This window comes from Kribbella sp. ALI-6-A, from assembly GCF_001984195.1.
In the GTDB taxonomy this organism is placed as follows: Bacteria; Actinomycetota; Actinomycetes; order Propionibacteriales; family Kribbellaceae; genus Kribbella.
The window spans coordinates 1,151,365-1,165,794 of sequence record NZ_MTQN01000010.1; the positions used below are offsets into that span (position 1 = coordinate 1,151,365).

Here is a 14,430-nt window from a genome sequence, read left to right on the forward strand (position 1 = left end):
GGTATGTCTCAGCCCTACTCGTAGACGACGAACTCGGGGCGCGGCTTGAGCGCCATCACCTGGGCCGGGGTCATCAGCGGTCCGTGCCGGGTGTCTTCCTCGTAGAACAGCTTGAAGCCGGCATGCACCCCGGGAGCCATCGTCGGCGTGAGCTTGCGCCAGGTGGCTTCCTTGTCGGCGCGGTTGCCGATGCCGTCGACAGACTTGATCGTGACGACGCCGGGCTGCTGCTTGAACGCCTTCTCGTTGCTGAGGATGCGCGAGGACAGCTGGTGGAAGACGAAGACCTTCTCCGGCAGGTTGTTGGCCTTCACCAGGCCCGACAGGTACGCCGCGATCGAGGTCAGCTCGGCGCCCGTGGTCCGGCCGAAGACGCGGCCGGGGACCTGGCCCGGACCGACCGCCCACTCGGGGTCGAAGGACAGGCCGACGTCGGGCTCCTTGAGCCACTTCTCCAGCCGCTTGATCTCGCTCAGGCTGTCGGCGCGACCGGGCTGGACGTCGAGCAGGAGCAGCATCTTGTGCTTGCGCGCGGTGTCCAGATAGGGCTGGATCTTCTCGTCACTGAGCCGGCTGCGGTACTGGCCGTCGCGGCCCGCGTGCCCGTTGGCGATCACGACGATCAGCTCCATCACCGGCAGCGGCTTGCGGCCACCGGCGTACGACGTGGCGAGCTTCTCCAGCTGGGCGGCCTTGGCGTCGATGTTCTTGTCGAGCGGGCCGAGCGCGGGGGAGCCGGGCAGTCCGACGAACCCGACGAGTTGGTGCTCGGGGAAGATCGTGCGCCCACCGCGGGGCAGCTCACCCGCGGCGGGGGCGGATGGCTCCGGGGAGTCGGTGACGGTCGCGCTCGGGGTGCCGGACGCGGTCGAGGGTGGCTTGGTCGGGGTAGGGCCGGCGTCGGCCGGATCGTCGGTGCAACCGGCCAGCAGCCCCAGGAGGACCGCCGTTGTACTCAGAACGGATAGCTTGCGCACCGGTCAAGACAACCATGCGGAACCGACAGAGCAACGTCCGGGCGTGTCATCGCCGAGTATCCGCCACGCTGAGAGTTTTGGTCTGTGAACCGGACGTCACGGAGGATGAAAGCTGGCGTACCGTGACCACGGTGTCGCCGTCCGTGACTCGCCGCCGAGGAGCGTGTTGATGTCCCTCCTGACCAAGCTCGGAGTGGCTGCCGTCCTGGCTGCGACAGCCTTCCCGGTCTCCGGCCCTGCCTCCGCGGAGCCTCCGCTGTCCGAGGCCGAGTTGTGCGCGGGGCTGCACCGCGTCGTACTGCCTGGGACCGACCAGTGCACGCGTGGTCCGGAGGCGCTGCCCGGTGCAAGCTCGCAGGCCGAGGCGAAGCCGCTGAAGGCGAGTGTCGCCGCCGCCACGATCGCCGCGAACCCCGTCGTCTGCGAGGGTGACGGCCGAAGCGGCAAGCGGGTCCAGGTGATGTACGCGCGGGAGACGCAGCAGGCGTCGCGGCTGCGGCTGTTCCTGCCGTCGTTCCGGGCCTGGTCGCACGAGATCGACGCGGCGTACAACGACAGTGCGGCTCAGACCGGGGCCAGCCGGCACGTTCGCTTCGTCACCGAGCCCGCCGGCGACGGCTGCCGGATCCAGGTCCAGGAGGTGGTGCTGCCGACCGGTGGCCTCGACAGCTGGGACTCGATGGTCAACGCTCTGCAGAAGCTCAACCACAAGGACCCGAATCGCAAGTACCTGATCTTCGCCGACAGCCGGAAGAGCTGCGGCCTCGGCACCGTCTACGGCGACGACCGGCCCGGCCTGGACAACGCCAACAACCGCAACACCGGCTATGCCCGGGTGGACGCCAAGGCGAACTGCTGGGGCTTCAACGCGGCGGCCCACGAGCTCGGGCACACGTTCGGCGCGGTCCAGAGCAGCGCACCGCACTTCAACGGCCACTGCAACGACGAGTGGGACCTGATGTGCTACGGCTCTGGCACGAAGGTCGTCTGTCCCGAGAAGGACAGCGACCGGTTGCTGGACTGCAACAAGGACGACTACTTCAGCACTGATCCGCCGGCCGGCAGCTACCTGGCCACGCACTGGAACATCGCCAACAGCGACTGGCTGATCAAGAGCGCCGTACCGGACGCCCGGCCGGGGCCACGGCACGGGCAGATCGCCGAGTTCGTCAATCCGGCGACCGGCGGTGCCCTTGGTGTCATCGATGCCTCGACCGCCGACCTCGCGTACGTCGGTCGCCTGGCGCGGACCGGTGCGACCAGTCAGCAGTGGCGGTTCCAGTACCGGACCGGCTGGCAGTTGCAGAACGTCAACAGCGACAAGTGCGCCGACAGCGCCTTCAGTGGCACCACCCCCGGTACGGCGGTCCTGCAGTACAGCTGCAACGGGCAGGACGGGATGCGCTGGACGCTGTACCCGCTCGGGGGTGAGGTCTACGGCATCCTCAACACATTGACGGGTCTGGCCGTGACCGATGCCGGGGGCAACCAACGGGTGACGCAGCAGCCCTTCACCGGTGCCGCCAACCAGCTCTGGCGGTTCCAGCCCAGCTGACCCGCAGCGTCCGAAGATCCGTGCGCTACAGGGCTCGGTCCTTCGGACGCCAGGAGCGGGTTCAGCTGACGTACGCGTCGATCTCCGCGAGCAGCTTGTCCTTGACGGGCTGGTCGGCGAACGAGACCCGGACGGCGGTGCGGGCCAGCTCGGCGGCGCCGGACTCGTCGAGGTCGAGCAGCTCCGTCGCGACGGCGTACTCGTTGGTGAGGTCGGTGCCGAACATCGGCGGGTCGTCGCTGTTGATCGTGACGACCAGGCCGGCCTCGACCATCGCGGGCAGCGGGTGTTCGGCGTACGAGCGGACGGCCTGGGTGGCCAGGTTCGAGGTCGGGCTGACCTCGAGCGGGATCCGGTGCTCGGCCAGGTACGCGACCAGCTCCGGGTCCTGCATCGCGGACGTGCCGTGGCCGATCCGCTCGGCCTTCAGCACGCGCAGCGCGTCCCAGATGGTCTCCGGCCCGGTCGTCTCGCCCGCGTGCGGCACGCTGTGCAGACCGGCCGCCCGGGCCTGGTCGAAGTACGGCGCGAACTGCGGCCGCGGGACGCCGATCTCCGGGCCGCCCAGGCCGAACGCGACCAGCCCGTCGGGACGGATCTTCGTCGCGATCCGCAGCGTCTCCTCGGCGGCCGGCAGCCCGGCCTCGCCGGGGATGTCGAAGATCCAGCGCAGCGTCACGCCGAGCTCCTTCTCGGCCGCGGTCCGGGCGTCCTCGATCGCCTCGCAGAACGCCTCCGCGGCGATCCCGCGGATCACCGATGTGTACGGCGTGACGGTCAGCTCGGAGTAGCGGATGTTCTGCGCCGCCATCTCGCGGGCGATCTCGTAGGTGAGCAGCCGGACGTCGTCCGGGCTGGAGATCAGGTCGACGACGGTCAGGTAGACCTCGACGAACTTCGCGAAGTCGGTGAAGGTGAAGTACTCCGCCAGCGCGGCCGGGTCGGCCGGAACCGGCGAGCCCGGGTGCCGCGCGGCCAGCTCGGCGACGATCCGCGGCGACGCGGACCCGACGTGGTGGACGTGCAGTTCGGCCTTCGGCAGGCCGGTGAGAAAGTCGCGGGACAGAGTCATGGCGGGGATCCTAGGAGCAATTTTAGGGCGCTTGCGGCGCATCGACCGATTCCTGACATTGGATTGTCAGCTTCTGTGGTGTGAGCCCCGATGCGGGTTCGCGACCACACCAGTGGCACGATTCACTCGTGAGCGAGCGCTTTGACTTCACCGGAGACGAACTGGCGCCGGCCTACCGCGCTGCCGTGGACGCGATCGAGGCCGGTGACCTGGTCGTACTGCCGACCGACACCGTGTACGGACTGGCCGCGGACGCCTTCAAGGCCGACGCGGTCCAGCGGCTGCTGGACGCCAAGGGCCGGGGCCGGGACATGCCGCCGCCGGTGCTGATCTCGGTGGTCGAGTCGCTGGACGCGCTGGCGACCGACGTACCGGAGGCCGGCCGGAAGCTGTGCGAGGAGTTCTGGCCGGGACCGCTGACGGTGATCTGCCACGCGCAGGGGTCGCTGATGTGGGACCTCGGCGACACCCACGGCACGGTCGCGCTGCGCGTTCCCGACCACGAGAACACCCGTGAACTGCTGTCCCGGACCGGGCCGCTCGCGGTCAGCTCGGCCAACCTCAGCGGGCAGCCGGCCGCCCTCGACGTGTACGACGCGGAGGAGCAGCTGGCCGAGTCGGTCGCGGTCTACCTGGACGGCGGCGAGGTGACCGGGGGACAGCCCTCGACGATCGTCGACCTGACCGGCGAGGTTCCGCACGTCGTCCGGATCGGCGCGCTGTCGATGCAGCAGATCCGCAAGGTCGTGCCCGAGGCGACCACCGACCTGGAGCCGAAGGACGACGACGTCCAGGACAAGCCCGCCGAGCAAGCTCCTCAGGACAAGCCCGCCGACGCGGACGTCCAGGACAAGCCCGCCGACGCGGACGTCCAGGACAAGCCCGCCGACGCCCAGGACGAGCCAACCGAAGCCGCCGTCGAGGCGTCCAAGGAAGAGCCGGGTGTTCCGGCTGACTCCAAGGCGACCGATGTGAGGCCTGCGGACTAGTGCGCGAGTACCTGCTCGTCATGTTCGTGGCGATGGCCACGACCTTCCTGCTGACCGGACTGGCCCGCAAGATCGCGCTGCGCTACGGCGCGGTCGCCAAGGTCCGGGCGCGGGACGTGCACAAGGTCCCGATCCCGTACTTCGGCGGCGTCTCGATCCTCGGCGGCCTGATCGCCGGCTACCTGGTCGCCTCCAGCCTGCCGTTCCTCGGGGACAGCCTGCAGGTCGCGCACGACGCCCGGGCGATCCTGATCGGCGGCGTGGTGATCTGCGCGGTCGGCGTGATCGACGACCTGTACGAGCTGGACCCGATCACCAAGCTGGCCGGCATGGTGCTGGCTGTCGGCGTGATGATCGTCCAGGGCATCCAGCTGTACTGGCTCCCGCTGCCCGGCGGCATCCTGTCGCCGCCGCCGGCCCAGCTCGCCGTGGTGACCGCGGGCATCCTGCTGGTCTCCTGCAACGCGGTGAACTTCGTCGACGGCCTGGACGGCCTGGCCGCCGGCGTCACCACGATCGGCGCCGGCGCCTTCTTCACCTATTCGTACCTGCTGAACGTCGAGCAGAACCTCGACCGCGCCACCACCTCGACGCTGATCACGGTCGCGCTGGCCGGTGCCTGTCTGGGGTTCCTGCCCCACAACTTCTTCCCCGCCAGGGTGTTCATGGGCGACTCGGGCTCGTTGCTGATCGGCCTGATGCTGGCCGCCTCGACGATCAGCCTGACCGGCCAGATGGACCCGAACGCCGTACCGTACGAGGTCGGCGGCTCGAGTCTGCTGCCCGCGCTGCTCCCGCTGGTCCTGCCGATCGCGGTGCTGGCGATCCCGGCCCTCGACCTCACGATGGCCTACGTACGCCGTACCAAGGCCGGCCGCTCGCCGTTCGCCGCGGACAAGCTGCACCTGCACCACCGGCTGATGCAGCGCGGCCACTCGCACCGCCGGGCCGTGCTGCTGATGTACCTGTGGACGGCCCTGATCGCCTTCGGGGTGGTCGTTCTGGGCCTGTTGCTGGACTGGTGGACGGTGCTCATCGTGGTGGCCGCCACGGTCACCGCGATCGTGCTCACCACCGGCTTGCCGGGCCGGTCCGGCCGCAAGCTCGCGAAGGTCTGAGCCGGCCGACCGGGGACCAGACCAGTGGCCGCTGTGGGCTACCGATAGGGTGTTCGTGTACAGCGGCAGGGACGCTCGTTTTGCTGACCGTTTTGCTGACCCGGCAGACTTTGTGCTAGTTTTCACAAGCACCAGCAAAACAGCGTGACCCCTGACCCCGCCCACCCGACGACCGAGGGCAACAATCCCGGTCGCCAGCAGGACGGAACCACCAGATGGCTCCCCAGGAAAGCCCCCAGCAAGCCGGACAAGCCACTCGGCACCCGGCCCTGGCGATGTTGCGCGGCGCTGCCGCCGCGGCGGTCGTCGTCGGTGTGAACGCGGCCGCGATCGCGACCGTTGCCGCCGGCCTCGAAGGCCTGTGGGGAGCGCTGCTCGGACTGCTGATGGTGATGGTGTTCTCCGGCCTCGGCCTGTACGCGTTGCACCTGTCGCGGCGGGCCAGCCCGACCGCCCAGCTCGGCATCGCGATGGCGTCCTACACCGGCCGGATCGCGATCTTCGGCGGCCTGCTGGCCGTCGCGCTGAACTCCGAGAGCCTGGCCGCCAACGTCAACCTCACCGCGCTGGGGATCAGCGCGATGGTGGTCGTGATGGGCTGGATGGCCGGCGAGATCTGGGCCTGGTCCCGGCTGCGGATCCCGATCTACGACCTCGACCACGAGGTGACGGCGTGAGCACCGTGCGTAGTGCTCAGGTAAGCCGTTTCCGAACCGTGACAACGGGTGTGGCGCACCGCACGGGTGCCGATGTGACCCGGCGTGTCGCCGACTGGTACCTTTCGGGTGCCGATGAGCCAGCAAAGCGATCCGAAGCCGACACCCGACACCTCGGGCGACGGCTGGCGGGTCCTGTCCTACCTGATCGGCGGTGTCCTGGTGTACGGGGGCATCGGCTTCGGGTTGGATCGCTGGCTGGGCACCCAGTTCCTGCTTCCGGTGGGCATCGTCCTCGGAGCCGGGCTGACGATCTTGATGCTGCACTTCCGGTACGGGCGCTCCTGAGCTCTGCCGGGTCTGACGTTGTTGACCGCCTTGCCCTGAGCCGCCCTGCCCCCAGCCACATGGCGAACGACTTGAGCACGACGCGAGAGGAGACCCGGTGATCGCCGGCGTTTCGACCGAGTTCAACCCACCCGGTCCAGAAGACTTCCAGCTGCCGCCCATCTTCTCGGGCGTGGAGTGGTTCACCAAGCCCGTCCTGGTGGCGGCGCTGTCGGTGATCGTCATCATCTGGTTCTTCTGGGGTGCTTCCCGCAAGGCCGAGGTCGTGCCGAGCAAGCTGCAGTTCGCCGGCGAGCTGGGCTACAACTTCGTCCGCAACTCGATCGCCCGCGACGCGATCGGCAGCCAGGAGCACATGAAGTACGTGCCCTTCCTGCTCGGCCTGTTCTTCTTCATCCTGCTGAACAACGTCGCCGCGTCGATCCCGTTCATCCAGTTCCCGACGTTCAGCCACATCGGCTGGGCCTACGCGGCAGCCGCGCTGAGCTGGATCATCTACAACGCGGTGGGCATCAAGAAGAAGGGCCTGCTGGGCTACTTCAAGCACCAGACGATGCCCGCCGGTGTGCCGGGCTGGCTGATGCCGCTGATGATCCCGATCGAGTTCATCTCCAACATCCTGGTCCGGCCGGTCTCGCTGAGCCTGCGGCTGTTCGCGAACATGTTCGCCGGCCACATCCTGCTGCTGGTGTTCGTGCTCGGCGGCGAGTACATGCTGCTGCACTCGGGCAGCATCGCGCTCGGCGGCGTCGGCATCCTCACCCTCCTGATGGGCCTCGCGATCGCCGGGCTGGAGCTGTTCGTCCAGTGCATCCAGGCCTACATCTTCGTCGTGCTGACCGCGCAGTACATCGGCAGCGCGATCGCCGACGAACACTGATCGGCGTCCCCCAGATCCCGTAGCAACGGAAACCCGGATAGCTCCTATCCGTACCGAAAGGAACACACTGCAATGAACGCTCTCGAGATCTCCGGCAACATCGCCGTCCTCGGTTACGGCCTTGCCGCGATCGGCCCGGGCGTCGGCGTCGGCCTGATCTTCGCCGCTGTCATCAACGGCACCGCGCGTCAGCCCGAGGCGCAGAGCAAGCTGCAGTCGATCGCCTGGATCGGCTTCGGCGTGACCGAGGTTCTGGCGATCATCGGTATCGCGCTCGCCTTCGTCTTCCGTTCAGCCTGATCCACCATCCCTGACTGACAGGATCCAGACATGATGACGTTAGTGCTACCGCTCAGCGAGGCCGGCGAAGGTCCGAGCCCGCTGATGCCGCACACGGCCGAGATCATCTTCGGCCTCGTCTTCCTGATCCTGCTGGCCATCGCCTTCGCCAAGGTCGTCGTCCCCAAGTTCGAGAAGGCTTACGCCGACCGGACCGCGGCGATCGAAGGCGGGATGAACGAGGCCAAGCAGGCCCAGGCCGAGGCGAAGGCGGCGCTCGACAAGTACAACGCGCAGCTGTCCGAGGCCCGGCAGGAAGCTGCGAAGATCCGCGAGGACGCGCGTGAGCAGGGTGCGCAGATCATCGCGGAGATGCGCGAGCAGGCCAACGTCGAGGCCGAGCGCATCGTCAGCCACGCCCGGACCCAGATCGAGGCCGAGCGGGCCCAGGCCGTGGCGTCGCTGCGCGGCGAGGTCGGCTCGATGGCCACGTCGCTGGCCGGCCGGATCGTCGGTGAGTCGCTCGAGGACGAGGCGCGTCAGCGTCGTACGGTCGAGCGCTTCCTGGCGGAGCTGGAGTCGAGCGACTCGGCCCGGCAGGCTGTCGGAACGGACGGCTGATGCGCGGCGCTTCGAAGCAGTCACTCGCCCGGGCCGAAGAGGCCCTGGCGGGTGCCGCCGTCACCGAGGGCCTCGGCGCCGAGCTGTTCTCGGTCGCGAAGGTGCTCGACACCAACGGTGCACTGCGCCGGGCGCTGACCGACCCGGCGCGGTCGGCCGAGGGCCGGACCGGCCTGGTCCGGCAGCTGTTCGACGGCAAGGTCTCCGCGCAGACGCTGGAGATCCTGACCGCCGCGGTCGTCGGCCGCTGGGTCAGCAGCCGTGACCTGGCCAACGCACTGGACGACCTGAGCGTCCAGGCCGAGGTCGCGTACGCCGACCAGCAGGGCAAGCTCGACGAGCTGGAGGACCAGCTGTTCCGGCTGGACCGCGTGGTCGCGGTCGAGCGGGTGCTGGCCGACAAGCTGAGCGACCGGAGCATTCCGCTCGCTCCGCGGCAGGAACTGATTCACGGTCTGCTGCAGGGCAAGGCCGACGCCGTCACGGTACGGCTGGCCGAGCGTGCGGTGGACGGGCGGGGACGCAACTTCGCGACCTCGCTGCGGGCCTACCAGGTCGCCGCCGCGGCCCGGCGCCAGGCCAGCATCGCCACGGTCCGGGCGGCCACCGACCTGACCGAGGCCGAACGCGACCGGCTGGCCGAGCTGCTCGGCCGGCAGTACGGACGGCAGATCCAGCTGAACGTCATCGTGGACCCCAGCGTCGTCGGCGGCGTCCGGGTGGACATCGGCGACGAAGTGATCGACGGAACGATCGCGGCCCGGCTCGACGAGGCGCAACGGCGCATCGCGGGCTGACCTTTAACGACATAGCAGGCGCTAGGGGTCGGCAAAGCCTTTAGAGCCAACAACAGGCCAAGCAAGGTCAAGGAAGCAGGGAAGCAAATGGCGGAGCTCACGATCAGGCCGGAGGAGATCCGGGACGCCCTGGATCGCTTCGTCTCCAGCTACGAGCCGGAGACGGCGACCCGCGAAGAGGTCGGCACCGTTGTCGACGCCGGAGACGGCATCGCGCACGTCGAGGGCCTGCCCTCGGCCATGACCAACGAGCTGCTCGAGTTCGAGGACGGCACCCAGGGCATCGCCCTGAACCTCGACGTCCGCGACATCGGCGTCGTCGTCCTCGGCGAGTTCAGCGGTATCGAAGAGGGCCAGCAGGTCCGCCGGACCGGTCAGGTCCTGTCGGTGCCGGTCGGTGACGGTTACCTCGGCCGGGTCGTCAACCCGATGGGCAAGCCGATCGACGGTCTGGGCGAGATCACCAACCTGGACGGCACCCGCGCGCTGGAGCTGCAGGCGGCCGGCGTGATGGACCGCCAGGAGGTCCGCGAGCCGCTGCAGACCGGGATCAAGGCGATCGACGGCATGATCCCGATCGGCCGCGGTCAGCGTCAGCTGATCATCGGCGACCGCAAGACCGGTAAGACGGCGATCGCGGTCGACACGATCATCAACCAGAAGGCCAACTGGGAGTCCGGCGACCCGGACAAGCAGGTCCGCTGCATCTACGTGGCGATCGGCCAGAAGGGCTCGACGATCGCCTCGGTGCGCGGCGCGCTCGAAGAGGCCGGCGCGATGGAGTACACCACCATCGTGGCCTCCCCGGCCTCCGACCCGGCCGGCTTCAAGTACGTCGCGCCGTACACCGGTTCGGCCATCGGCCAGCACTGGATGTACCAGGGCAAGCACGTCCTGATCGTGTTCGACGACCTGACCAAGCAGGCCGAGGCGTACCGCTCGATGTCGCTGCTGCTGCGCCGCCCGCCGGGCCGTGAGGCCTACCCGGGTGACGTCTTCTACCTGCACAGCCGGCTGCTCGAGCGCTGCGCGAAGCTGTCCGACGAGCTCGGCGGCGGTTCGATGACCGGTCTGCCGATGATCGAGACCAAGGCCAACGACGTCTCGGCCTTCATCCCGACCAACGTCATCTCGATCACCGACGGCCAGATCTTCCTGCAGTCGGACCTGTTCAACGCCAACATCCGCCCCGCGATCGACGTCGGTATCTCGGTGTCCCGGGTCGGCGGCGCCGCGCAGGTCAAGGCGATGAAGAAGGTCTCGGGCTCGCTGAAGCTGGACCTGGCGCAGTTCCGCGCGATGGAGGCGTTCGCGATGTTCGCCTCCGACCTCGATGCCACCTCGCGCCGTCAGCTGGACCGTGGTCAGCGTCTGGTCGAGCTGCTCCGCCAGCCGCAGTACTCGCCGTACCCGGTGGAGGACCAGGTCGTGTCGATCTGGGCCGGCACCACCGGCAAGTTCGACGACGTGCCGGTCGAGGACGTGCTGCGGTTCGAGCGCGAGTTCCTCGACCACCTGCGCCGCGAGACCAAGGTCCTCGACGGGATCCGTGAGTCGAACCTGTTCGACGACGACGCCCAGCAGTCGGTCATCTCGGCGCTGGACGCGTTCAAGCCCACCTTCCAGACCTCCGGCGGCGCGCTGCTGGCCGGTCGCGAGGAGGCCCAGGCGATGGACGAAGAGGACGTCGAGCAGGAGCAGATCGTCCGGCAGAAGCGGGGCTGATCAACCCATGCCAGCCAGTCTGCGGGAGCTTCGCGAACGTCGGGCCTCGGTCACGACGATCAAGAAGCTCACCCGCGCGATGGAGCTCATCGCGGCGTCCCGGATCGTCAAGGCGCAGCAACGCGCCCAGGCGGCCGGTCCGTACGCGCGTGAGCTCACCCGTGCCGTGTCGGCGGTGGCGACGTTCTCGAACGTCGACCACCCGCTGACCACCGAGAAGCCGAACCCGAAGCGGGCCGCGGTCCTGCTGATCACCTCCGACCGCGGCCAGGCCGGCGCGTACTCCTCCTCGGTCATCCGGGAAGGCGAGCGCCTGCACCAGCTGCTGCGCGAGGACGGCAAGGAGATCGTGCCGTTCCTCACCGGCCGCAAGGGGATCGCCTACTACACCTTCCGGCAGCGCGAGGTCGCGCAGTCGTGGAGCGGTGAATCCGACGCGCCGACGTTCGCCCGGGCCCGGGAGGTCGCCGACGCACTGATCGAGGCCTTCCTGACCCCGACCGAGGAGGGCGGCGTGGACGAGATCCACATCGTCTTCACCCGGTTCGTGTCGATGCTGACCCAGCGGCCGGACGTGATCCGGCTGCTGCCGCTGGAGGTCGTCGAGGGCGAGGAGGCGCCGGCGGCGGACGACGTACTGCCGCTGTACGAGTTCGAGCCGTCCGCCGAGGACGTGCTGGACGGGCTGCTGCCCAAGTACGTCGCCAGCCGGATCCACTTCTGCATGCTGCAGGCGGCCGCGTCCGAGCTGGCCAGCCGCCAGCGGGCGATGAAGTCGGCCACCGACAACGCGCAGGACCTGATCGAGCGCCTGACGCGTGAGGCCAACCAGGCGCGCCAGGCTCAAATTACCCAAGAAATCAGCGAGATCGTCGGTGGCGCCGGTGCGCTGGCCGATGCGAACGCCGGGAGCGAGTGAGAGAGATGACTGCCACGGTTACCGAGAACAACAACGAGGCGGGCGCCCCCGGCGTCGGTCGCGTCGCCCGGGTGATCGGCCCGGTCGTCGACATCGAGTTCCCCGCGGACCAGATGCCGGAGATGTACAACGCGCTCGAGGTGGACATCACCCTGGGCGACGTCACCCAGACGATCACCCTCGAGGTCGCGCTGCACGTCGGCGACAACATCATCCGGGCGATCTCGATGAAGCCCACCGACGGCCTGGTCCGCGGTACCGAGGTGCGCGACACCGGTGCGGCGATCTCCGTGCCGGTCGGCGACGTCACCAAGGGCCGGGTCTGGTCCGTGACCGGCAAGTGCCTGAACCAGGACGAGTCGGAGTTCGAGATCACCGAGCGCTGGCCGATCCACCGGCAGGCGCCGGCCTTCGACCAGCTCGAGTCCAAGACCGAGATGCTGGAGACCGGCATCAAGGTGCTGGACCTGCTCACGCCGTACGTGCAGGGTGGCAAGATCGGCCTGTTCGGCGGTGCGGGTGTCGGCAAGACCGTCATGATCCAGGAGATGATCTACCGGATCGCGCACAACTTCGGTGGCACCTCGGTGTTCGCCGGTGTGGGTGAGCGCACCCGTGAGGGCAACGACCTGATCCACGAGATGGAGGACGCCGGCGTCTTCAAGGACACCGCGCTGGTCTTCGGTCAGATGGACGAGCCGCCGGGCACCCGGCTGCGGGTCGCGCTGTCGGCGCTGACGATGGCGGAGTACTTCCGCGACGTCAAGGAGCAGGACGTGCTGCTCTTCATCGACAACATCTTCCGGTTCACCCAGGCCGGTTCGGAGGTCTCCACGCTGCTCGGCCGGATGCCGTCCGCGGTGGGTTACCAGCCGAACCTGGCCGACGAGATGGGCGTGCTGCAGGAGCGGATCACCTCGACGCGCGGTCACTCGATCACCTCGATGCAGGCGATCTACGTGCCCGCCGACGACTACACCGACCCGGCGCCGGCCACCACGTTCGCGCACCTGGACGCGACCACCGAGCTGTCGCGTGACATCGCGTCGCGTGGTCTGTACCCGGCCGTGGACCCGCTGACCTCGACGTCGCGGATCCTCGACCCGCAGTACATCGGCCAGGAGCACTACGACGTGGCCGTCCGGGTCAAGCAGATCCTGCAGAAGAACAAGGAACTGCAGGACATCATCGCCATCCTGGGTGTCGACGAGCTGTCCGAAGAGGACAAGATCACCGTCGCCCGGGCGCGCCGGATCGAGCAGTTCCTGTCGCAGAACACCTACATGGCGGAGAAGTTCACCAACACCCCGGGTTCGACGGTGCCGCTGAAGGACACCATCGAGTCGTTCAAGAAGATCACCGAGGGCGAGTGCGACCACATCGCCGAGCAGGCCTTCTTCAACGTCGGGTCGCTGGACGACGTCGAGCGGCGTTGGGCTGAGCTCCAGAAGGAACTCTGATGGCTGACGACAGCGGCAAGCACCTCGAGGTCGCGCTGGTCGCGGCCGAGCGGGTGGTCTGGGAGGGGCAGGCGAAGATCGTCATCGCCCGCACCACCGACGGCGACGTCGGTATCCTCCCGGGCCACGCCCCGCTGCTCGGACTGCTGCAGGGCGGCACCGTCCAGGTGCGGACCGTCGACGACGAGTACTTCGTCGCGGCCGCGCCGGACGGCTTCCTCTCGGTCGCGAACGACCGCGTGTCGATCCTGGCCGAGAACGCCGAGATGGGTCACGACATCGATCTCGAGGAAGCCAAGCGCGCCCTCGAGCAGGCTCAGGCCGCCGGCACCGACAGTGCCGACGAGCAGGAGCAGGTCCGGATCGCCGAGGCTCGGGTCCGGGCCGCCGAAAAGGTGTCCTGACCCGACCTGTCATAATTGAATCTCGTCAGGTCAGTACGAAGTCGTTGCAGTTCTGAGCCGTCGGGTTCGGAGTAGGTGCCGCTCAGTCGCCGGCATCAGGAATGAGGTCGGCATATGAGGACAGTCCTCGATGTGGTCGGGGTCTGTTTTCTTGCTGCCGTCCTGCTGGTCGTAGCTTTCGCGTGCCGCCGTCGCTGGTTGTCCAGGGACGGCGGCACGTTCGATTGCAGCCTGCAACTCGCCGAGAAGGACCACGGCCGCGGGTGGGCCCTCGGTCTGGCCCGCTACGTCGGCGACGACCTCCAGTGGTTCCGGGTCTTCAGCCTGGCCTGGTGGCCCAAGCTCGTGGTCAACCGCCGTCAGCTCCAGGGCGTCACCACCCGCCGCCCGGTCGGCAACGAACCCTTGGTCACCTACGCCGGCCACGTCATCGTCGACGCCGCGTTGCGCGACCGGACCGTCCACTTCGCGATGACCGAGGAAGCCCTCACCGGCGTACTCGCCTGGATGGAGTCCGCGCCACCCAGCAGCCAGACCTACCACTAGCTCCCTTCCCGTTGCGTCCGAAGAGGCGTGCGCTGTCGCGCACGGTTGTTCGGACGCAATTGTTTGAGCGGGGCGTCTAGGGTC

Annotated in this window: 16 protein-coding genes; 14 read left to right on the forward strand and 2 right to left on the reverse strand. The window is 68.4% G+C overall.

The genetic code is table 11. The features are described 5' to 3' along the window. Positions 1 to 14 precede the first annotated feature (14 nt). Positions 15 to 977, reverse strand: coding sequence for a hypothetical protein (locus tag BWI15_RS19830; RefSeq protein WP_077015848.1), 963 nt, complete (start codon positions 975 to 977; stop codon positions 15 to 17). Positions 978 to 1,146: 169 nt separating this feature from the next. On the opposite strand from BWI15_RS19830, the gene BWI15_RS19835 reads away from it, so the two are divergent. After that, the gene (locus tag BWI15_RS19835) at positions 1,147 to 2,532 is read left to right on the forward strand and encodes an RICIN domain-containing protein (RefSeq protein WP_077015849.1); all 1,386 of its coding nucleotides are present in this window, start codon (positions 1,147 to 1,149) and stop codon (positions 2,530 to 2,532) included. 61 nt (positions 2,533 to 2,593) lie between these two features. Here the strand turns inward: BWI15_RS19835 and BWI15_RS19840 are convergent, their stop codons facing one another. Then, positions 2,594 to 3,604 carry an adenosine deaminase gene (locus BWI15_RS19840; protein ID WP_077015850.1) on the reverse strand — a complete coding sequence of 337 codons (1,011 nt, stop codon included), beginning with the start codon at positions 3,602 to 3,604 and terminating at the stop codon, positions 2,594 to 2,596. 128 nt (positions 3,605 to 3,732) lie between these two features. Here BWI15_RS19840 and BWI15_RS19845 point away from each other — a divergent pair, with 128 nt between their 5' ends. The 13 genes from BWI15_RS19845 to BWI15_RS19905 all read left to right on the forward strand — a co-directional run bounded on the left by BWI15_RS19845 (position 3,733) and on the right by BWI15_RS19905 (position 14,346). Continuing rightward, positions 3,733 to 4,593, forward strand: coding sequence for an L-threonylcarbamoyladenylate synthase (locus BWI15_RS19845; RefSeq protein ID WP_077015851.1), 861 nt, complete (start codon positions 3,733 to 3,735; stop codon positions 4,591 to 4,593). Then, on the forward strand, positions 4,593 to 5,711 hold the full coding sequence (locus BWI15_RS19850) for a glycosyltransferase family 4 protein (protein WP_077015852.1): 1,119 nt from the start codon (positions 4,593 to 4,595) through the stop codon (positions 5,709 to 5,711). Before BWI15_RS19845 ends, BWI15_RS19850 begins: the two co-directional genes overlap by 1 nt. A 215-nt stretch (positions 5,712 to 5,926) precedes the next feature. Continuing rightward, positions 5,927 to 6,388 carry a hypothetical protein gene (locus BWI15_RS19855; protein ID WP_077015853.1) on the forward strand — a complete coding sequence of 154 codons (462 nt, stop codon included), beginning with the start codon at positions 5,927 to 5,929 and terminating at the stop codon, positions 6,386 to 6,388. Between the two features lie 114 nt (positions 6,389 to 6,502). Next, positions 6,503 to 6,715, forward strand: coding sequence for an AtpZ/AtpI family protein (locus BWI15_RS19860; RefSeq protein ID WP_077016113.1), 213 nt, complete (start codon positions 6,503 to 6,505; stop codon positions 6,713 to 6,715). A 97-nt stretch (positions 6,716 to 6,812) separates the two neighbouring features. Then, entirely contained in the window at positions 6,813 to 7,595 is a 783-nt protein-coding gene (atpB, locus tag BWI15_RS19865) for a F0F1 ATP synthase subunit A (RefSeq protein WP_077015854.1), read from the forward strand. A gap of 72 nt (positions 7,596 to 7,667) precedes the next feature. After that, positions 7,668 to 7,895 carry an ATP synthase F0 subunit C gene (atpE, locus tag BWI15_RS19870; protein ID WP_077015855.1) on the forward strand — a complete coding sequence of 76 codons (228 nt, stop codon included), beginning with the start codon at positions 7,668 to 7,670 and terminating at the stop codon, positions 7,893 to 7,895. 30 nt (positions 7,896 to 7,925) lie between these two features. Then, complete coding sequence (locus BWI15_RS19875; protein WP_077015856.1) at positions 7,926 to 8,495, forward strand: F0F1 ATP synthase subunit B; 570 nt, start codon at positions 7,926 to 7,928, stop codon at positions 8,493 to 8,495. Continuing rightward, entirely contained in the window at positions 8,495 to 9,292 is a 798-nt protein-coding gene (locus BWI15_RS19880) for a F0F1 ATP synthase subunit delta (RefSeq protein ID WP_077015857.1), read from the forward strand. Before BWI15_RS19875 ends, BWI15_RS19880 begins: the two co-directional genes overlap by 1 nt. A gap of 87 nt (positions 9,293 to 9,379) precedes the next feature. Further along, positions 9,380 to 11,017 (forward strand): F0F1 ATP synthase subunit alpha, encoded by a 1,638-nt coding sequence (gene atpA / locus BWI15_RS19885; RefSeq protein ID WP_077015858.1) that lies wholly within the window; start codon positions 9,380 to 9,382, stop codon positions 11,015 to 11,017. Positions 11,018 to 11,024: 7 nt separating this feature from the next. Then, on the forward strand, positions 11,025 to 11,936 hold the full coding sequence (locus BWI15_RS19890) for a F0F1 ATP synthase subunit gamma (protein WP_077015859.1): 912 nt from the start codon (positions 11,025 to 11,027) through the stop codon (positions 11,934 to 11,936). Between the two features lie 5 nt (positions 11,937 to 11,941). Beyond that, positions 11,942 to 13,396, forward strand: coding sequence for a F0F1 ATP synthase subunit beta (gene atpD / locus BWI15_RS19895; protein WP_077015860.1), 1,455 nt, complete (start codon positions 11,942 to 11,944; stop codon positions 13,394 to 13,396). Beyond that, positions 13,396 to 13,800: a F0F1 ATP synthase subunit epsilon gene (locus BWI15_RS19900; protein WP_077015861.1), complete on the forward strand. Its 405-nt coding sequence runs from the start codon at positions 13,396 to 13,398 to the stop codon at positions 13,798 to 13,800. The genes atpD and BWI15_RS19900 overlap by 1 nt, the downstream gene beginning before the upstream one ends. A 114-nt stretch (positions 13,801 to 13,914) precedes the next feature. Then, on the forward strand, positions 13,915 to 14,346 hold the full coding sequence (locus tag BWI15_RS19905; protein WP_077015862.1) for a DUF2550 domain-containing protein: 432 nt from the start codon (positions 13,915 to 13,917) through the stop codon (positions 14,344 to 14,346). Positions 14,347 to 14,430: the final 84 nt, after the last annotated feature.